Annotated in this window: 13 protein-coding genes; 5 read left to right on the forward strand and 8 right to left on the reverse strand. The window is 48.8% G+C overall.

Annotation, left to right across the window (positions count from 1 at the left end; translation table 11 throughout):
* Positions 1-462: 462 nt before the first annotated feature.
* Positions 463-1,974 (forward strand): CoA-acylating methylmalonate-semialdehyde dehydrogenase, encoded by a 1,512-nt coding sequence (locus tag C9I92_RS08925; protein WP_047884638.1) that lies wholly within the window; start codon positions 463-465, stop codon positions 1,972-1,974.
* Between the two features lie 324 nt (positions 1,975-2,298).
* Entirely contained in the window at positions 2,299-4,395 is a 2,097-nt protein-coding gene (locus C9I92_RS08930; RefSeq protein ID WP_207104051.1) for a prolyl oligopeptidase family serine peptidase, read from the forward strand.
* Between the two features lie 221 nt (positions 4,396-4,616).
* On the opposite strand, the gene C9I92_RS08935 is transcribed toward C9I92_RS08930, so the two are convergent.
* The 5 genes from C9I92_RS08935 to C9I92_RS08955 form a co-directional block, all read right to left on the reverse strand.
* On the reverse strand, positions 4,617-5,399 hold the full coding sequence (locus C9I92_RS08935) for a hypothetical protein (protein WP_249037523.1): 783 nt from the start codon (positions 5,397-5,399) through the stop codon (positions 4,617-4,619).
* Positions 5,400-5,601: 202 nt separating this feature from the next.
* Positions 5,602-7,167, reverse strand: coding sequence for a cryptochrome/photolyase family protein (locus C9I92_RS08940; protein WP_047884636.1), 1,566 nt, complete (start codon positions 7,165-7,167; stop codon positions 5,602-5,604).
* 85 nt (positions 7,168-7,252) lie between these two features.
* On the reverse strand, positions 7,253-8,563 hold the full coding sequence (locus C9I92_RS08945; protein ID WP_047884635.1) for a DASH family cryptochrome: 1,311 nt from the start codon (positions 8,561-8,563) through the stop codon (positions 7,253-7,255).
* A 100-nt stretch (positions 8,564-8,663) separates the two neighbouring features.
* On the reverse strand, positions 8,664-9,233 hold the full coding sequence (locus C9I92_RS08950; RefSeq protein WP_047884634.1) for a sugar O-acetyltransferase: 570 nt from the start codon (positions 9,231-9,233) through the stop codon (positions 8,664-8,666).
* Positions 9,234-9,417: 184 nt separating this feature from the next.
* Positions 9,418-11,346, reverse strand: a complete 1,929-nt coding sequence (locus C9I92_RS08955; RefSeq protein ID WP_047884633.1) for an endonuclease/exonuclease/phosphatase family protein — start codon at positions 11,344-11,346, stop codon at positions 9,418-9,420.
* 468 nt (positions 11,347-11,814) lie between these two features.
* On the opposite strand from C9I92_RS08955, the gene dcuC reads away from it, so the two are divergent.
* A complete protein-coding gene (dcuC, locus tag C9I92_RS08960) occupies positions 11,815-13,182 on the forward strand; it encodes an anaerobic C4-dicarboxylate transporter DcuC (RefSeq protein ID WP_047884632.1) in 1,368 nt (455 codons plus the stop codon).
* Positions 13,183-13,373: 191 nt separating this feature from the next.
* Positions 13,374-14,105 carry a dipeptidase PepE gene (gene pepE / locus C9I92_RS08965; RefSeq protein WP_047884631.1) on the forward strand — a complete coding sequence of 244 codons (732 nt, stop codon included), beginning with the start codon at positions 13,374-13,376 and terminating at the stop codon, positions 14,103-14,105.
* A gap of 263 nt (positions 14,106-14,368) precedes the next feature.
* Here the strand turns inward: pepE and C9I92_RS08970 are convergent, their stop codons facing one another.
* A complete protein-coding gene (locus tag C9I92_RS08970) occupies positions 14,369-15,400 on the reverse strand; it encodes a DMT family transporter (protein ID WP_242551955.1) in 1,032 nt (343 codons plus the stop codon).
* Between the two features lie 73 nt (positions 15,401-15,473).
* Here C9I92_RS08970 and C9I92_RS08975 point away from each other — a divergent pair, with 73 nt between their 5' ends.
* On the forward strand, positions 15,474-16,442 hold the full coding sequence (locus C9I92_RS08975; RefSeq protein WP_047884629.1) for a LysR family transcriptional regulator: 969 nt from the start codon (positions 15,474-15,476) through the stop codon (positions 16,440-16,442).
* Here the strand turns inward: C9I92_RS08975 and C9I92_RS08980 are convergent.
* Both C9I92_RS08980 and C9I92_RS08985 read right to left on the reverse strand, forming a co-directional pair.
* Positions 16,439-16,915, reverse strand: coding sequence for a hypothetical protein (locus C9I92_RS08980; protein WP_047884628.1), 477 nt, complete (start codon positions 16,913-16,915; stop codon positions 16,439-16,441). The genes C9I92_RS08975 and C9I92_RS08980 overlap by 4 nt on opposite strands.
* 46 nt (positions 16,916-16,961) lie before the next feature.
* Entirely contained in the window at positions 16,962-18,917 is a 1,956-nt protein-coding gene (locus C9I92_RS08985) for an alkyl/aryl-sulfatase (protein WP_047884627.1), read from the reverse strand.
* Positions 18,918-19,315 lie beyond the last annotated feature (398 nt).

Here is a 19,315-nt window from a genome sequence, read left to right on the forward strand (position 1 = left end):
CCTTACTCGTGAGTTCTTGTTTTGTTGTTTGTTTATCAGTTAGTTATATCTGTTTTAGTGTGATCATTAAACGATGCGGAGCCAAGTCACATTTGCGTGGGTGATTACAGCTCAAACAGTAAGGTATTTTTGTGGAATTTATCTTTCACAAAGTGACTTTCTGGTGGTTGCACAGTTTGATGTTCCTGTTGAGGGTTATCCCTCATAGTATCGTTGATTTCAGAACAGATGTTTCGTGTTTTGTGAAGTTAATTGAATATTGGTTGCTTTATTTGTTTTGTTTTATGTTGATTATGAAATAAATATTTCGTATATTGATTTCAGGTTGTGGCCTGAGACGGTTTGTCTTTGTCGCAGAGTGAATGAAGTGAGTATTCAAACAGCTTACGGTTTGGTAACCACAATGGCTCAAGGTCATGCTGGGCTGCTTGGAAGCTAGAATAGTGAATTAGGAGCGAATAAATGGAAACAGTTCAGAACTTTATCAACGGTCGAATCAGCGAAAGCCATACCCAGCGTTTTGCTCCGGTATTCAATCCTGCGACCGGAGAGCAGACCCGCCAGGTTGTGCTAAGTTCTGCTGAAGAGACAGCGGAAGCCGTTACTGCTGCGGATAAAGCTTTTCCGACTTGGGCAAAAACCTCACCGCTTAAGCGCGCACGTATCATGTTTAAGTTTAAAGCGCTGCTGGAAACGAATATGGACAAGTTGGCTCGCTTGATCTCAAGTGAGCACGGTAAAGTCTATTCTGATGCGGTGGGCGAATTGACTCGTGGCCTGGAAGTTGTTGAGTTTGCTTGTGGTATTCCTCATCTGCAAAAGGGAGAGCATTCTGCCAATGTCGGTACTGGTGTTGATAGTCATTCATTAATGCAACCGCTGGGTGTGTGTGTGGGAATTACCCCCTTTAATTTCCCTGCAATGGTACCGATGTGGATGTTCCCAATTGCGCTGGCAACCGGGAATACCTTCGTTTTGAAACCTTCTGAGAAGGATCCATCTCTGGGTATTGTTCTGGGTGAGTTGCTGAAAGAAGCCGGCCTGCCAGATGGTGTTTTCAATGTGGTAAATGGCGACAAAGAAGCGGTCGATGTGCTTCTGACTGATTCCCGTGTACAGGCCGTCAGTTTTGTTGGCTCTACACCGATTGCGGAATACATCTACTCAACGGCTTCTGCGCACGGAAAACGGTGTCAGGCTCTGGGTGGCGCAAAAAACCACTGTATTCTGATGCCGGATGCCGATTTGGACATGGCTGCTAATGCGATCATGGGTGCAGCCTTCGGTGCGGCAGGTGAGCGTTGTATGGCATTGTCAGTAGCCGTCGCTGTTGGTGATGAAACCGGAGACAAGCTTATTGCGAAACTCCGCAAACATATTGATGCCATGCGTGTTGGGCCAGGAATCGTCGATGGTTCGGAAAATGATATGGGACCGGTGATTTCAGCTCCGCATAAGGCGAAAATTTGTGATTACATTCAATCGGGTATCGAGCAAGGTGCCACTCTGCTGGTCGATGGTCGCAGCTTGTCTGTGCCCGGGTATGAGAACGGGTATTTTGTGGGGCCGACCCTGTTTGACAATGTTTCCCCAGCGATGACGATCTACAAAGAAGAGATCTTTGGACCAGTGTTGGCTGTTGTACGTGTACCTGACTACCAAACTGCGCTGGAGCTTATCAATCATCACGAATATGGTAATGGCACGGCCATTTTTACACGTGATGGTGAAACCGCACGTCAGTTTAGCGAAGATGTGTGGGCAGGCATGGTAGGTATTAACGTGCCAATTCCTGTACCAATGGCGTTTCATAGTTTTGGTGGCTGGAAACGCTCTGTATTTGGCCCGCTCAATGTTCACGGTAATGACGGTGTACGTTTCTACACGCGCATGAAAACCGTGACCAGTCGCTGGCCAGCAAGTGTTCGTTTGGAGCAGCACACCAGCTCATTTACCATGCCGACCATGGATTGAGCAGAGACAAATTCATCGCGTCTCGCATGGTCCTGTTACCCCAGTCAAATGACTGGGGTTTTTCTATGTGCAAGATAATATGCTGTGTATCCAAGAAAGCTCTTGGTTGCCTGTTTATCAGTTGCGAAGCCTCGGTTGCAACGTTCGAAAACCTAAATCACCTTCACAATGAACGGTTGCTGTAATAGCATGTCCAAGGATAAAAATGCCATTAGTTATCTGATTTATAAGATGAAGTAACAGATTATTCTGGTGGGTATATTATTTTCCAATAGGGAATAAATAAGGGGTGTTATTTCCCAATAAGGAATGGCATGGAATGTTATGACAGACATGAATAAAAAAGTATTAGCCGCCACTGCGGCTGCATTGGCAGTGACGGCTGGTGCAGCGCAGGCAGTAGAGTCAACAGATCCGTTTCTGTGGCTTGAAGATGTTGAAGGCAAGCAGGCTCTGGAGTGGGTAAAAGCCCAGAACGACAAGACTATCGACTACCTGAAAAAAGTGCCTTCTTATAATGAGTTTTATCAGGATAGCCTGACGATACTGAATTCTCAGGATCGCCTTGCGTATCCAACCCGCCGCGGAAATTACTATTACAACTTCTGGCAGGATGGTACTCACGTTAAAGGGGTATATCGTCGAACCAGCCCGGAATCCTACCGTAAAGCCGACCCTGAATGGGAAACCGTGATTGATGTCGATGCCCTGGCAAAAGCAGAGAATCAGGATTGGGTCTTCAAAGGACTGGATTGCTACGCACCCGATTATAAACGTTGTATGGTGGCGTTGTCGCGAGGTGGGGCTGATGCAACGGTTCAGCGCGAATTCGACCTTGATACTAAACAATTTGTCACTGGTGGATTTGAACTGCCGGAAGCGAAAAGTGGTGTCACCTGGCTGGATGAAAATCACCTGCTGGTTGGCACCGATTTTGGGGAAGGTAGCCTGACCGATTCCGGTTATCCTCGAGTACTGAAGCTATGGAAGCGCGATACGCCACTGTCAGAGGCGAAAACACTGTATGAGGGCGAACAATCGTCTGTTTCTGTGGGCGCATACATCCTGCGAGACAAGCAGCAACGCATTACGTTAGTGCGTGAAGGACTCACTTTTTACACCAATAAAACCTTCCTGTTGGAAAGCGGGACGTTAAAACCCTTATCGTTGCCTGAAGACAGCGATATTGGGGGGTATTTTAATGGTGATCTGTTTATTCAGCTAAAAACCGATTTGCAACAACAAGGCCAGGTGCTAAAGCAGGGGAGTATTATTTATGCGCCCGTTGCTGCGTTGGTTAAGGGTAATCCAGTATTTCAGGTGCTGGCGACGCCAACTGAACACGCCAGCATCGAGTGGCTTAACTTTACCGCCAATCATGTGGTTGTGAGCTGGCTCAAGGACGTTGTCAGTCAGGTGGAAGTGTTCTCGTTGACACCAGAGAAAACCTGGCAATCTAAAGTGATTGAGATTAAAGACAACGGCAGTTTGTCGGTATTCAACACGTCGGCTGAACACGATGACTTTTTTGTCGATTTTTCAGGTTTTCTGACACCGCCGTCTATTTATCAGGTGGATGCAGTGACCCATAAGGTGACGGCGCTGAAATCGACGCCAGCGAAGTTTGATAACCGCGATATGTTGGTGGAACAGCATTTTGCGACATCGACTGACGGGACGAAAGTGCCGTACTTTGTTGTGCGCAAAAAATCTCTGGCTCTCAATGGTAAAAACCCGACCCTGTTGTATGGCTACGGCGGATTTGAAGTTAGTCTGAACCCTTATTACAGCGCACTTACCGGGAAAAACTGGTTGGAAAAAGGCGGTGTGTATGTGCTGGCGAATATCCGTGGGGGCGGTGAGTATGGCCCTGGCTGGCATTTGGCCGCATTAAAACAAAATCGCCATAAAGCTTATGAAGATTTTGAAGCGGTTGCGGAAGATCTGATTGCCCGGAAAATCACCTCTTCAGCGCATTTGGGTATTCAGGGCGGCAGTAATGGCGGTCTTCTGGTTGGTGCTGCTGTGACTCGTCGCCCGGCGCTTTACAACGCGGTGGTATGTCAGGTTCCGTTGCTGGATATGAAACGTTTTAACAAACTGCTGGCTGGTGCAAGTTGGATGGCAGAATACGGGAACCCGGATATTGATAATGAGTGGGAATATATCCGAACATATTCGCCATATCACAATGTGGAGAAAGACGTGTCATACCCGAAAGTCTTCTTTACGACTTCAACCCGTGATGATCGGGTGCATCCGGCGCATGCCCGTAAGATGGTTGCACTGATGCAATCTCAGGGACATGACGTGATCTACTTTGAAAACATGGAAGGCGGTCATGCCGGAGCGTCCAATAATAACAGCCGTGCCGATATGTATGCACAAATCTACAGTTATCTGGCCGATCGTCTGATGTAATGTAGCGCATGTTTAAAAATCGGGTGCGGTTATCGCAAAAAGAGAAGACGCTGAACGGTGATACGTCCAGCATGAGAAGGCCTGTCAATACAGGCCTTTTTTTATTGCATTTGACCCGTCAAACAGAAGGCCGTTTTACATCGTTATTGCTGCACCTGAGTGCCAGTTTGATGCCTGACTTGGTTACGCCGCTATTGGTAACAACCGCAGTTCACTGAGGCTTAGGTGCAGACAAACCACGAATTGGCAGATGCTGTGATATAGGCCTTGTCATACCAGGGAACATTTTCCATTGCCGGTGCACTGCGAATGTCTCCCTTCAGTTTTTGCTGTACCAGCACTTTTATCATCCCGTCTTTTACACTGTAAACCTGACCCCGATAGGTGAAACCGCTCAGTTCAGATGGCTGCTGACTATAGAGGCAGACAGTTGTGCCGACATTGGACGAAATGTACTGACTCTCTTCTCCTGAGGCGTGAGAAGCATTCATTACTCTGGGGGTTTGTTGTAATGGTGTGGCGACTTCGGTACGGGGCACCAGTAAACGGACTGCACTGTATGGTTCATAACCCAGCACCTGGGCTGACTCGTACCATTCCTGTGTTGGTGCGGTGGTGTTTTCAATCAGTTTCAGCGTCACGAATGGGCCATCCAGACACAAATCTGCCCATAACTCAGTGCTGGAGATCCGCGCGTAAAAAATGGGTCTTTCATCGTGTGTATTGGGTCTGGCCACGCACCAGGTACCTGTGTCCTGATGAATGAGCTGTCCGTTGTTGACGTCGCACACCCGTTTGGCGAGCGTTTGATATTCAGCGATATCCTTGGCTGCACTGGCTTCACCAGATGAACAGTATCGGTAGGAAAAAGAGTAGGTGTTTTTGGGATAAAACAACCCTTTATCCACCACTGCACCGTTACGTCGAGTGTCTGTCAGGGCAATAAAGCTCTGGGTTGAATCGTAAATACTGTATTCCCCGGTCTTCCTGGCAGTATCTGACATTGTGCTGCAACCTGCCAGCGTAGTGACCAGGAAAATCAGGACGGGTTTCATGGGCATTGGTCGCATATTCAATCTGATATTCACACTTCGAATAACCATAAGTATATAAGCCGGCTTTGGTATAAACGGAAAGTTCGCTGCCAGTAGCAGAGTTGAAACAATCGCGCTTTGTCTCAGGAGACAGTGAGGTTATCGTGTCGGCTTACAGTGCATCCAGATTAGCCAGCAGATGTTCAGCATGGCGCAAAATGGCTTGCCGTTCATCTTCACTGCGATTGTCCCAACTGCGGTAAATCATGCCGACCCTTGGGTTTCGGGTAAGCCTGCTTTGGTGCCGTTCCAGAAAGTACCAGTATAAACTGTTGAGTGGACAGGCGTTTTTATCGGTTTTGGTTTTTACATCGTAGTGACAGTTTTTGCAGTGATCGCTCATTTTATTGATGTAATTGCCGCTGGCAGCGTACGGTTTTGTGGCCACAATACCGTTGTCAGCAAATTGCGTCATACCACGGGTATTTGGCATTTCGACCCATTCAATGGCATCCACATATATGCCCAGATACCAGTTGTCGACCTCATCCGGTTCAATGCCAGCCAGTAGGCAGAAGTTTCCGGTCACCATCAGGCGCTGTATATGATGGGCGTAAGCAAAATCCAGGGATTGTCGGATAGCGGCGCGCAGGCAAGCCATGCGTGTATTACCCGTCCAGAAGAAATCCGGTAGTTTTCGCTGGGCATTCAGGGCATTTTGGGTTTTGTAACCCGGCATATTGCCCCAGTAAATTCCCCGTACAAATTCTCGCCAGCCGAGGATCTGGCGCACAAAGCCCTCTGCCTGAGCGATATCAATGGCGTTATTTGCCTCGAAGGCCTCCAGCGCGGCCCGAATGACCTGCATCGGGTGTAACATTTTGGTATTCATGGCAAAAGAGAGCCGAGAGTGATACAGGCTCCACGCGTGGGGTGACTGTTCTGTCATCGCATCCTGAAAACGGCCGAAAAAGGGCAGCCCGGCCTCACAAAAGTGGGTCAGCAGTTGTTTGGCCTGACGGCGATTTACCGGCCAGAGCAGTGTATCGCCGCAGGTGCCGATTGTTCGCACCTGATGTCGTTGCAGGCGTGCGAGTATCTCCGTGACCGGGTTGTGAAAGACCATCGGGGTCGGTATCGCTTCGATGTCACGGGGTTTCAGGGATTGGCGGTTCTGTTGATCATAATTCCATTTGCCACCAATTGGTCTGTCGCCATCCATCAGAATATTGAAGCGTTTGCGCATCCGACGATAGAAGTGTTCCATCAGAACGGATTTTCCCTGAGGAAAGGCATCAGCAATGTCCGAAAATGGCAGCAGGAAATGCTCTGAGTCGTATTCCCGGCAGGTGATACCCAGTTGACTGAGTTCCCCGGCAAACGTATGTAGCTGATCATAGAGGCGATATTCATCAGGTCGCTGAAATTCAAACGTGGAAATGTTGTGCTGCCTGATGAGTCGCAATAACAGATCCGGCAGATCGTTATCCTCCTTTGTTTCATCCAACGTAAGATGACAAACCTGATGTCCGGCGCGTTGTAAGGCTCCGGCAAATGCTTGCATTGCTGCAAAGAATGCACAGACTTTCTGGATATGATGGGTAACATACCCGGTTTCCTGATGCAGCTCGGCAATCAGATAGAGAACCGTCTCGTCTTTGGTCTGGAACCAACTGTGGCGGGCATTGAGCTGATCGCCCAAAATCAGACGAAGTGTTTGGTAATGCGGTGTTGTCATGTCAATCCTTAAGCGGGCGAGCTTTCAGCCATTCAGCTATTCAGCCTTTGAACCTTTCAGTGAATGGCCCTATAGCGCGGTGAGGCTAAATGACCGGCCAGTCAGCAGCATCAACAGAGTCAATATTGCCATCGTGATTGTTGCCGCCCCACTTACGGATGAAGATCCCGTCGGGATCAAACAACTCGGTTTGTTTTTCAATATTGAAATGGCGGGGTCCCTTAGGATCGGCCCCGACGCCCGCCAGATACTGCCAGTTCCCCCAGTTTGAGGCGATGTCATAATCAAGCAGGTGCTCTTCAAAATAGCCGGCTCCGTAGCGCCAGTCGAGGCTCAGTTCATTCACCAGACAGCTGGCGACTATCTGGCGTCCCCGATTGGACATATAACCGGTTTGCCGGAGTTGATTCATGAGGGCATTCACCAGAGGAAACGGCGTGTTGCCTTCGCACCAGCGCCGAAATCTTTCGGGATAAAAAGCGGTTTTCGGGCCATGAGGCTTAATGCCTTTGAACTGGAACAACTTCACGCCATGACAATGGGCGTACCACTGGAAATATTCCCGCCATAATAGCTCAAACAAAATCCACTCGGTTGACATGTTTTTTTCGATGGTTTGTTCATAGTATTCAAGCTGGGCCACAATCTTTTTCGGCGATAAGCAACCCAGAGCCAGCCAGGGCGAGAATTTGGTCGACGAATCCCAGCCGTCCAGGCTGTCGCGGGTCTCTTTGTAAGAGCCTGGCGCCCGTGACAGAAAATATCCTTTCAGGTGAGACAGCCCTTCAGTTTCCCCGCCGCGAAACAGGGAGGCCATCCGTCGGTTGATTAAAGGTTTGAGCACATCAAACCGCGCGACCATGCCGGGTTGCGGAGGCAGGTAACTGATGGTATCAACCGGCGGGTTGATCTCGGTGTCGCTCACCAGTTTACGAAACTGGGAAAACGTTGAAGGAAGCTCCGTCACCGGAAAGGGCAGCTCAGTTTTATCAAACAGAGTATGCGTGGCCACTTCGGTGAAACGAATGTAGGGGTAGCGACCTTTGAGGGTTTGCCAGATTCTTCGCTCGTAAACACCGGTATGCTCACTGCGATACACATTACTGATGTTGTATCGGGTGATCAGGGTGGGAAGCACATTCAGTGGGTGCTCAAGTAAAACGTGCAGATGTTGTTTGTGCCGCTCAAGTTGTTGCGACAGATCTTCCAGCGATTGCAACAGGAACTGCGTGCGGTAGTAACCGGGGCGGTGAATGGTGTAAGGGTATTGATTGGCGCGATCAGGCGGCAGGCAATATACACAAATAAGACGATCAACGTCTTCGGCAGCCAGTTTTAGCGCTGCGTTGTCATGCAATCGAAGATCGTTCTGAAACAGAAACAGGCCGACGGTCATTACAAGCCCCAATCAATAATTGTCTTTGATTAACTATAGGTAATCTGTGGGGAAATCAAAAAGTTCAGTCGTCAGCCTGTGATGTCAGAGCCAATAATCGTTACGCGCTGGAGGGCTTTTCTCCCGGAAGGAGTGCTCGTATGACTTTGGCTGGCGAGCCACCGACCAGCGTGTCAGGCGGGACATCGTGTGTGACGGTTGAATTCGCTGCGACAACGGAACGCGCTCCTATGGTCACTCCCTGGCAGATAACCACCTGACCGCCGATCCAGACATCATCTTCCACCGTGATGGGCCGGCTGAAGGTTTCCCATTTTCGGCGGCTGCGGTAATCCAGTGAGTGACTTGGCGTGTAGAACTGTACGTTGGGGCCAATCAAAACGTTGTCACCGATTCGGATTTCAGCATTATCCAGCATAGTGACGCCCATGTTGAGGAAGGTGTGATGGCCGATGTGAATGGTTTTGCCAAACTCACACAAAAATGGTGGTGTGATAAAGCTGTCTTCGCCAATGCTGCCTAATAACTCGGACAGGTATTCCCTAGGCGCTTCTCCGGGGTACTGATTTATTAGCTGTTTGAGTCGGTAGGCATTGTCCCGAATACTGACAATATCCGGCGAGCTGGGATCAAAGTCTTGTCCGTTGCACATTTTTTCGAATTCTGTCACGGCGAGCCGTCCTCTGTGTTGGAATGACAGGCCATTGTAAGGTAAATCGTAAGACAAATCGCCTGAAGTGACAGCGAACAAAAAATCACACCGGATAAATACCGGTGTGATTTATTTGGGTTTACTTGAGTAGCAGGCTCAATGAAAACTGTCTCAGTGATTTAATTTACCCTGATTCCTGCCACTATTTAACCGTGACAATCTGGAAGGCTTGTATATCACTGATACTGTCCGTTGCTACCAGGCTGATCTGAAAGCGGTCACCGGATTGGGCGGTATGCCCTCGCTGGGCGAGCAGCGTACCGAGACTCGGTAGCTGGGTATTACCCTCCGTGACGCCTTGCGCAGGCACTGACTGCCAGAGTGACAGCGAATCAGCCGGTGATAAATCATCTCTTGCGTATACCCATCCCCAGGATGCTCCGGAGACTTGACCTTCAGGATAAATGGCGATCCATTGGGACGGGTGAGTCGTACCGTTTTGCCACTGTAGGGTGATCGGCATGCCCGAATCAAGGTGGTCGGCATCGGCAATGGCTAACTGAGTAGAAGGTGCAGCGTCAGGGATGTTGATAACGTGCTCGATTTCCTCAATAGAAATTGTTTTAACGGCAAACTGTTTCCACCAGCCGTGGATTCTGGCAACCGTGCGAAGTTGAAGACCATGATGAAGAGGGGCTTCCTGTTTTAATTTCGCCAGTACTTCAGGGGGAACGGTCACTGTCATTCGGGTGTTGTCAGGCTGGCTGGAAAGAGGTTGATTTTGCCAACCAAGAGTACGTGAGCTGGTGGAATCACCGGCAATCACCAGTTGATAGTCAAGTGCCTCGTCCCACAGTGGCCAGTTGCCCAGAGTGAAACTGATCACCAGATTGTCGCCATCGGCGGCCAGAGTGACATCACTGAATGCCGGGTTGAGATCTAAACTGGTGGAGGTCGGTGCTTCAGACGTCGTCTTCAGGCGGTAAGTGGTCTTGTACCACAGATGATCGGAGACAAAATCACGTTCTCCGTATGTCGGTTCGCCCAACTCATTCACCATCAGGCCAGAGTGTGGATCGCCCCAAGTGTAAGTGTTGTCTTCGCCATGTGGGCTGTCGAAGTAGGTTGTCGGGCGGGGCCCGATAACAGATGCGTTCAGGAGTTCAACACCATCGACCGGAGCATGATAGATGAAGTCAATACGATCCCTGTCATCCAGCCCGCGCCCGCATTCAGTTTGGTAAGAAGTTCCCCGAGTCCATGAATCGTCAGCATGAAACGGCCAGGTAATTCCCGGGTGAGTAACCGGGTTAGGGTATAAAACGCGGTATGAATCAACATACCCGGCATTTCGAATTAAACGGTGGGTCAGAAAATCATGAATGGTACCGCGGTGATCAAACATATTGGCGGTGTCGGCCGTCCAGTCTAACCCTGATGCTTCGTTGAAGTCACCACCGATAAATGTGGCCGTCTGCTGGGTCTGATATGGCGTCAGCTGGTTCAGCATAAACTGTGCCTGAGCCGGGCGCTGACTTTGTTGGTTAAGCGCTTCAAGTTCGGAGCTGTCACTGAGAGGTTGGCAGTTATTCCTGGCTTGCCAGGTGACACCATCACCGCCTCGCGCATCGTAGACGTGGTAATGGGTGTAGTCGAGATGGTTAACCCACAGGACCACATCACGGCCATTGATGTCAACAACGACACCGATGCCACCGGTGTTATTGTTCTCAGCCTCTGTGTTTTTTTCTGCATTCAGAACGGATTTAATCGGATAGCGCGACACAATCCCAGTGGTAGTATTGGCATCGTAACCTTGCCAGTAATACATGTTCAGTGCTTCTGCGATCCGGGCGGTAATGCCTGACGCCTCGGATAACAATAAAATATCTGCATTGGCGTGTTTGAACTCTTCAATTGCGCGATGAAAGTCGCTGCCGCCACTTAAATTCTGCGACAGGCTCAGCCAGAGGTTGGCCGAAATAATGGTGACATCAGTTGTGCGGGTTTCCGGTGTTTCCGGTATCTGTGGTTGCTCTGGTTGCTTGGGGATGTCGACTGTTGCATCGTCGTCGTTACAGCCAAACAACAAACCTGATGCAAGCAGGGTAATAGCAGTCCTTTTTAACATGATATTTCCTTAATTGTCGGGGAAAGTCGATGGTCGATATCATGCTTAAAAAATGTGTCTCTTTGATTCGTCTTGACCAAACATTAACTTATGGCGGTGTTTAGAAAATCTTTGTCCACCTTCATTACTTTCTCTATCTCTACCTCCTTCTTTTCCTTCCCTATCTTCTTTTTCGTGGTTAACCGATTAAACGTTATGGCAATGAGATTGGAGTGAGAAGGGAAAGATAGCCAGTACGCAAATCAACCACTGCACCCCAATAAATTCACATCTGCATAAACAATGCAGACACATTTCATTATCCGTGATTTAACGCTGGTTCTTAAAAACTGTCTTAGATCATTAAGGTGGTTATTAGTGCTGATGTTTTGCTTTTATGTTGAGTAAATTAACCATGCTACCCATTAAGAGGTGGATTTTTATTTTGTCGGGTTTCCCGCAAATGTGCGCGTATGTAGAGGAATTACTATGCTGGAGTTACTCATTGGTCTTGCCGTGACACTTGTCGTCGGCTACTTCATTATTAAAGGATATAAAGCAGCCGGAGTGCTGCTGACTGCAGGGTTATTACTGCTGCTTCTGACCGGCATTATCGGTCATCAGGTGTTACCCGACAGTATTAAGTCAACCGGCAATTTTGTCACTGACTCAATGGAATATATCAAATTTATGCTGCAAAACCGTGGCGGTGGTCTGGGTATGCAAATCATGCTTTTGTGCGGGTTTGCTTCGTACATGACTCATATCGGCGCTAACAATGTTGTGGTGAAGCAGTTTTCCAAACCCCTTTCTGTCGTTAAATCCCCGTATATTTTATTGGTTGCTGCTTACATTGTTGCCTGTCTGATGTCGTTGGCGGTGAGTTCAGCGACGGGCCTTGGGGTATTGCTGATGGCAACCCTGTTCCCGATGATGACGGCGATGGGTATTTCCCGCCCGGCCGCTGTTGCTGTCTGTGCGTCTCCGGCGGCGATTATTCTCTCCCCGACGTCAGGCGATGTCATTGTTGCCGCTGAAAAATCCGGGCTGCCGCTGCATGTATTTGCGGTCGAGACTGTTTTGCCGGTATCTATTTGTGCCATTTTAGTGATGGCTGCTGCCGCTTTTTTCTGGAACAAGTATTTGGATCAGAAAGAAAACATTGCCATGGAAAAAGTTGATCTTTCCGAAATCGACGTGAAAGCACCCGCTTATTACGCTTTTCTGCCTTTTCTACCGATTGTCGGGGTGTTCGTGTTTAACGGCGAAACCATCCCGGGGTTAACGTTGGATATTTATACCATTGTGGTGATGTCAATTGTGGCTGGTGCTGCGGTTGATTTCGCAACCAAAGGGTTCAAGGGCAAGGAAACGCTAGAAGATTTAGAGTCATGTTATCAGGGAATGGCAGATGCCTTTAAAGGGGTTGTCATGCTGCTGGTCGCTGCCGGGGTTTTTGCTCAGGGTCTGATGTCAATTGGCGCGATTGATAACCTGATCGGTTTGGCTGAATCTGCCGGGGCTGGTGGCTTTGCTCTGATGATGTTGCTGACAGGTCTGACGGTTGCTGCAGCGGTTGCCACCGGTTCTGGTAACGCGCCATTTTACGCTTTTGTTGAGCTGGCACCTATGCTGGCCGGTAAGATGGGTATCAGTCCGGCATTCCTGATCATCCCTATGCTGCAGGCGTCTAACCTTGGACGCACCATTTCTCCGGTATCTGGCGTTATTGTGGCGACATCCGGTATGGGGCAGGTGAGTCCGTTTGAAGTCGTGAAACGGACCTCCGTCCCTGTATTTTGCGGTCTGATAACTGTGATCTTAGGTACCGTCGTTCTGGTGCCTATGTACAGTTAACGGCGATTTTTTAAAACCGCATAAAACTGGCACCGCTTTGAGCCGATGGTGCCAGACCCATTTCTGACCAAACCACCATTTAAGCGATAAATCGCCGGCTCAATAAGAAAGTGTGACTTTACCGACAACCGAAGAGAGCCAGGTTGGTTGTCAGTACATGAGGTTTTCAATCGAATGCGAAGGAATGATTCATGGAAATAATGCTGTTTAGCAATGGTAAGGTAGCAGGCAACACGGAGCTACTGGAATACGGGTACGAATGGATTGAGTCGGCGATGGAGCGGACCAAAGCCAAAAAGCTGCTGTTCATACCGTATGCAATGATTCGGAGCAGTTATGATGAGCGAGCCAGTCAGTTGCGCGAAGCGTTTGCCCGTTTTGGATGTGACGTCACCAGCATTGACACTGTGAGTGATCCGGTACGAGCCATCGAAGAGGCAGACGGTTTTCTGGTGAGCGGTGGTAATACCTGGGTACTCAATAAAATGCTGCATGATCTTGGCTTGGTACGCCCCCTGCGAAAAGCAATTCTGATGCACAATAAACTGTATATCGGTTGGAGTGCAGGAACGAATATTGCCGCGCCGACAATTCGAACTACGAACGACATGCCGATTGTCACTGCGGCTATCCTGCCTTCGCTTAACCTGGTTCCTTTCCAGATAAATCCTCACTATATTGAGGCGACAATTGAAGGACACATGGGTGAAACCCGTGATGAGCGAATCGAGGAGTTTCTCGTCGTGAACCCGCACGAAGTGGTTGCAGGTATCCCTGAAGGCACGATGTTGCAGGTCAGCGGTCGTACACTGCGTTACTTCTCGGCGAACGGTAAACCGATGAAGCTGTTCCGTGCCGCGCAAGAACCTTGTTATTACCGGCAAGATGAATCGATCCAGTTTTTGATGGAGCACGGTTGCTGATGCGCTAACTAATCAGGCTTTTTTATTCTGTCAGCGTCACCGCATGTCAATAAACTGGCATCGAGTGATTCTTTGACCGGTCACAGGGCGCTACGTGTCTATCGTAGCGCCTTTTTTGTGAATTGTAGTGCCGCATATCTTTGGGGTATGTGGCTTTGGAAAACATAGCCTGTTAAATATGGCTTTGTGATGTGAAGCTTTTCCTAATCCGTTTTTGTCAATGCCAGCGTTGGCATACTGGGGAAATGTAAAACCACACTGATTTAAGAATGCGCTGGCGAGGTTTCCTTGCCTTGATTCAGCCAGCGAGGGACAAAGGTGTTGATCAGTGTCGCCAGAACTATCAGGCTAATGCCCCATATTTTATGAGCAGCCAGCGACTCATCAAAAAGCCACACCTGCCAGATGACCGCAAAGAGTAGGTTCGTGAAGATGAGCGGTGCTAATTCCGAACCGGTTTTTGCTAAACGGTATGCCTTTGAGCGAAACATTTGGGTTGATACCGTGCTGCAAGCCAAGGTGAGCAGCAGTACCAGTGTGGTTTGTGGTACGTTCAGGTTTGCGAAAGTCAGCGCTTGTGCTGCCGTATCATCAGGAAGAAAACCGTATTGCATCATGTTTAGCGCTGCCACAGGCATCAGGATAACGGCGGCCAGCATAAAGCACCAACCGTTGAATGCCGCAGATGGCAGGTCTGATTTAGCTCCCCGAAACATCGTAACCTGCGAAGCGGCATTAAACAGACCCGCAGCCAGGCCAAAAAGCAGCTCAGGGCGAAGATCAATACCCGTTGGGCTGCCAGCCTGTAACACGACTCCCACAAAGGTTAATCCCAGATTAAAGACCGTCAGCGAATTAAAAGGGGTTTTATCTATCAACTTTTCTAACACCGGAATGAATAAAGGTCCGGTGCTGAACAGCACAATGCTTTCAACCAGTGACAGTTTGCTTAATGAAGTAAGAAAGCAGATTTGACTGCCAACTATACATAATGCCCGAATAATAACAGGTCTCAGAGTTCGACCGGTTGGAAACACCCAGCCGGTGAATGTGAGCATGCCAAGCATGATAGTTGCAGGAAGCAAAAAGCGTAAAAAGGCCAGCATTTCAATGCTCAGAACGTCGCTTAATACTTTGGCTAACATTCCGCTGGCGGATAAGCTAAATGTTGAGACAAGCATAAATAGAACAGGTCTGAGGTCGCTGGGCATAGAAAGGCTCCTAAATTGCGGTAGAAAAAGTATGTTCTGATGGCAATGTACAGAACTAGAGGATGATTGTTTGTTTCCTGACAAGGTTGAGTCTAGGGAGTTTGCTACTGAGAAAAAAGCGAATAATATTAACCAAACTTGTAAGAAAAACTTACCAATGAGAAAGCTCGTACCCCTAAAATCAATTTATGCGTTTGTTGCCGTGGCGGAGACCGGCAGCATGACCGAAGCGGCTGAAGTACTGAATGTCAGCCATTCGGCAGTGAGCCAGGCCATAAAGTCTCTGGAATCACAACTGAATGTGACCTTATTCCGGCGGGTGGGCAGGCGTGTGGAGCTGAATCAGGACGGTCGGCGGTATTATCGTAAAGTCGCGCCTGCCCTGATGCAGATTGTGGAAGCCAGCGAGTCAATTGCGCGTTCGCCGCTCAGCAACCGGTTGACGCTGAACATGGTGAATTCCCTGGCATTGCATTGGTGGATCCCTCGTGTCACTGAATTTCAGGCGTATGCACCGCATATTGATATTCGTATCTCCAACATTGCTCATATCTTTGATTTTGAACAAGAAGGTGTTGACGTGGCGTTGTTGCATGGGAAGGCTGACGAGTGGCCCGATTATTATTGTGAAAAGCTGGGGGATGATGAGCTGATCATGGTGTGTAGCCCTCAGTTACTCGAAAATCTGAATGCGGTTGACGCTGTATCTAGGATTGACGACGGGAAAATTAACAGCGTCAGTACGATGATTGAAGATGAGAGTGGGGTGATAGCGGCCCGTTTGCTGAAAGCGTATCCGGCGATTTTTGTCAGTAATCCCCGCCGCCAAGCCGACTGGCAGGTTTGGTGTGACGAGAAAGGAATGGCGGTTCCTCGGCAACAGAAAAACTTAACGTTTGCAGCTTCTGTGCATGCCGTGCAGGCGGCCATACGGCGGTTGGGAGTGCTAATCAGTCATAAACAGTTTGTGAGGGATGACATTAAGCATGGCATGTTGGTGCAGGTGGGTCAGCCAGTGCTGAATCCTCATCAAGCATTTTACTTTGTCTCTTCACCAGACAAGCTGAAACATGAGAGTGTGATGACGTTGCGGAATTGGCTGAAAACGCAATTTTCTGAACTTTAGACCTTACCGGCACCAAGAGAAAACTGTGCGATGCCAATGTCTACAGCCTGCGATAAGCTGAGGCGGTTGTTCACCAGTTCATGTAGCGTCGCTTCACTCAGCAGTAGCACCTGGCTGCCTGTTGGCGCTGGGTCACTATGAATCTGCGGGTGACGAAGATCGGGTGAGACTCGGGACCAAAGGTGGCTATCAACGAGATAGACATAGATGTCTGCTGAATAGTGTTCGCTCAGCTCTCTGGCCAATAAATTTAACCACCAGCTTGCCCGACGCAGCCCTGGTTGCCCGCGGAGTGATTCAGGAGGAGTCAGTGTACCGTTTTCAATCGCTGCACGGGTGGCGAGCGCTATGTTTAGTGAGCCCGGATAACTTTGAGTAAACGGATTATTCATCTGCCCGTCGTAGGAGCAAGCCAGAGTCTGGCCTGCTCCTGACAGTAAGGCGATAGTAAGCACTGCGGTCAGTGTTTTCATTGTCGCGCTTCTGTTGCCAATAGAGATGGGTTGGTCATTGAATTTCTCACGGTGTCACAATGTTGAACCAGAAATCGAACTTATCCAACATGCCCACAAAGTCCTGGAATACCTGGCTGTCACCGTTCACTTTAACATCCCCATCTGCGATGGCTTTTTCGAGGGTGATATTGCCTAGCTGAATATCATCCAGGGTCGACTTCGACAGGGTGAGGCTGGCATCGGCTTTATCTGCGACTTTGCTGGTATAGTTCAGCACTGAGTTTTCCATACTGAGTGTATATTTCTCTTTCAAATCGGTGAAATCGATATTGATGGAGAATGTTTTACCGGCGGCTTTTTCCGGATTGATTCGCACAGACAGGTAATCAAACAGCATGGTAGGTGGCATGTTTTTGATAACGTCTGGTGAAGCGGTAACGACCCCACCGGTGCTAGGAACACCGTTGCGAAGCTCAAAGGCCCCTTGTAGGTATTCGGAGCGCCATGGGCCGGATTCAGCCTGATAACCAAGCTGTTCATAGGTGTCAGCCAATAAGGCTTTGCCTTTCTCACTGTCAGGGTTGGCGAACACGACCTGTTTAAGCGCTTCGGCTACCCAGCGGTATTCACCTTTATCAAAGTCACTTTGGGCTTTTTGTAAGACCGCGTCTTCTCCTCCCATGTATTCAACGTATTTTTTGGCCGCATCGGCAGGAGGCAGGTTATTCAAATCAGAGGGATTACCGTTATACCAGCCCATGTACCGTTGATACACGGCGCGACTGTTGTGGCGAAGCGTGCCGTAATAACCCCGGGTACTCCAATTTTTGTCTAATGATTCCGGGAAGGCGATCATTTCCGAAATTTCAGAACCGATATACCCCATGTTCATCAGTCGTACGGTCTGATCATGGGTATATTTGTACATGTCGCGCTGTTTTTTGAAGTAGTTAACAATGTCTTCCTTACCCCACATAGGCCAGTGGTGGCTCTGGAATTTGACTTCAACCTGATCGCCCCACTTTTCGATGGTTTCGTTCAGGAATGAGGACCAAATCAGGGCATCACGAACTTGCGCGCCACGCAGCGTCAGAATGTTATGCATCGTATTAGTGGTATTCTCTGCCATCCATAGTGCTTTTTTATCTGGGAACCAGGTATTCATTTCGGTGGGAGCTTCAGTTCCCGGGGTGTACTGGAATACCATTTTGATGCCATCAATTGTTCGTTCATCTCCGGTTTTGGTGATGGTATCAGTGGGCTTTATCAGAGTGGCGAGGCCGGTTGAGGTGGTTTGCCCTAGACCGCCGTTGACACCACCGAATTCGTTACGGGGTAACAATGCGCCGTACATGTAAATCGCCCGTCGCCCCATGGCATTACCCGCGATAACGTTCTCTGATACCGCATGTTCAGTGAAATGGTCGGGGGCAAGAATCTGCACTTTACCGGCTGCGACATCTTCTTCGTTCACGATACCCCGCACGCCGCCAAAGTGGTCGATATGACTGTGACTGTAAATGACGGCAACGACCGGACGCTCGCCGAGTTGCTCATTGACGAAATCGAGTGCGGCTTTGGCGGTTTCCTGAGAAATCAGGGGATCAAACACAATCCACCCGGTTTCGCCTTTAATGAAGGTGATGTTTGATAAGTCGTAGCCACGAACCTGATAAATGCCATCGGTGACTTCGAACAGGCCATTAATCATGTTGAGCTGGGCATTACGCCACAAACTGGGATTGACGCTGTCCGGGGCAGGTTTATCCAGACTGATGTATTTTTTGTAGGCTTCTAAATCCCAGACTACATCACCTTTGTCATTTTTAATTGTGACTGTATCTTGCTTGGCGATTAAGCCTTTTTGGGCATTCTCAAAATCCTTTTTATCACTGAACGGAAGTGACTCAAGTAACGACTGATTAACCTGTTTTGTAGTGTCTGTTGCAGGCTTGGGGTCGGCGGCGTAAAGGCTTGTTGATATAGCCGTTACCAAGGTCGCCACTAGGAATCGTTTCATTATCAAAACTCCTTTAAAAGAGGGAGAGCTTTAACGCTGTTTATTAAACCTAGTCGAAAATTGAAATTGTGTACCCAGAACGTATTATTTGTTTCTGATAAGTGTCTGGAATAATTACGTTGATACTTCGCGATTCAGTCTGTGTTGTGGCAGCTTTAAACAAGCTGAAACTTCCCGAGAAAACGTTTGTGGGGATGTTCTGTTGGTGAGGATGCTTTTTGATGAGTGTGCGCTTTGAGGTCGTCTTATCCCTCGTTTACTTTACTGCCGTTCACGCACTGGGGGGCATTTTATTACAGCCCAAAGCGCTATCTGTTAGGAATCTGACTGTTAGGAACCTGATTGGCTCAGATATTGCTAGCTCAGAGCTCAGTTGACATAGAGCTTTGTCATCTTAG

This window comes from Photobacterium ganghwense, assembly GCF_003025595.1.
GTDB lineage: Bacteria > Pseudomonadota > Gammaproteobacteria > Enterobacterales > Vibrionaceae > Photobacterium > Photobacterium ganghwense.

Bases quoted from the DNA above. Each gene is read 5' to 3' on its own strand.
- C9I92_RS08925 (WP_047884638.1), top strand. From the start codon at position 463: ATGGAAACAGTTCAGAACTTTATCAACGGTCGAATCAGCGAAAGCCAT.
- C9I92_RS08930 (WP_207104051.1), top strand. From the start codon at position 2,299: ATGACAGACATGAATAAAAAAGTATTAGCCGCCACTGCGGCTGCATTG.
- C9I92_RS08935 (WP_249037523.1), bottom strand. From the start codon at position 5,399: ATGTCAGATACTGCCAGGAAGACCGGGGAATACAGTATTTACGATTCA.
- C9I92_RS08940 (WP_047884636.1), bottom strand. From the start codon at position 7,167: ATGACAACACCGCATTACCAAACACTTCGTCTGATTTTGGGCGATCAG.
- C9I92_RS08945 (WP_047884635.1), bottom strand. From the start codon at position 8,563: ATGACCGTCGGCCTGTTTCTGTTTCAGAACGATCTTCGATTGCATGAC.
- C9I92_RS08955 (WP_047884633.1), bottom strand. From the start codon at position 11,346: ATGTTAAAAAGGACTGCTATTACCCTGCTTGCATCAGGTTTGTTGTTT.
- dcuC (WP_047884632.1), top strand. From the start codon at position 11,815: ATGCTGGAGTTACTCATTGGTCTTGCCGTGACACTTGTCGTCGGCTAC.
- pepE (WP_047884631.1), top strand. From the start codon at position 13,374: ATGGAAATAATGCTGTTTAGCAATGGTAAGGTAGCAGGCAACACGGAG.
- C9I92_RS08975 (WP_047884629.1), top strand. From the start codon at position 15,474: ATGAGAAAGCTCGTACCCCTAAAATCAATTTATGCGTTTGTTGCCGTG.
- C9I92_RS08980 (WP_047884628.1), bottom strand. From the start codon at position 16,915: ATGAAAACACTGACCGCAGTGCTTACTATCGCCTTACTGTCAGGAGCA.
- C9I92_RS08985 (WP_047884627.1), bottom strand. From the start codon at position 18,917: ATGAAACGATTCCTAGTGGCGACCTTGGTAACGGCTATATCAACAAGC.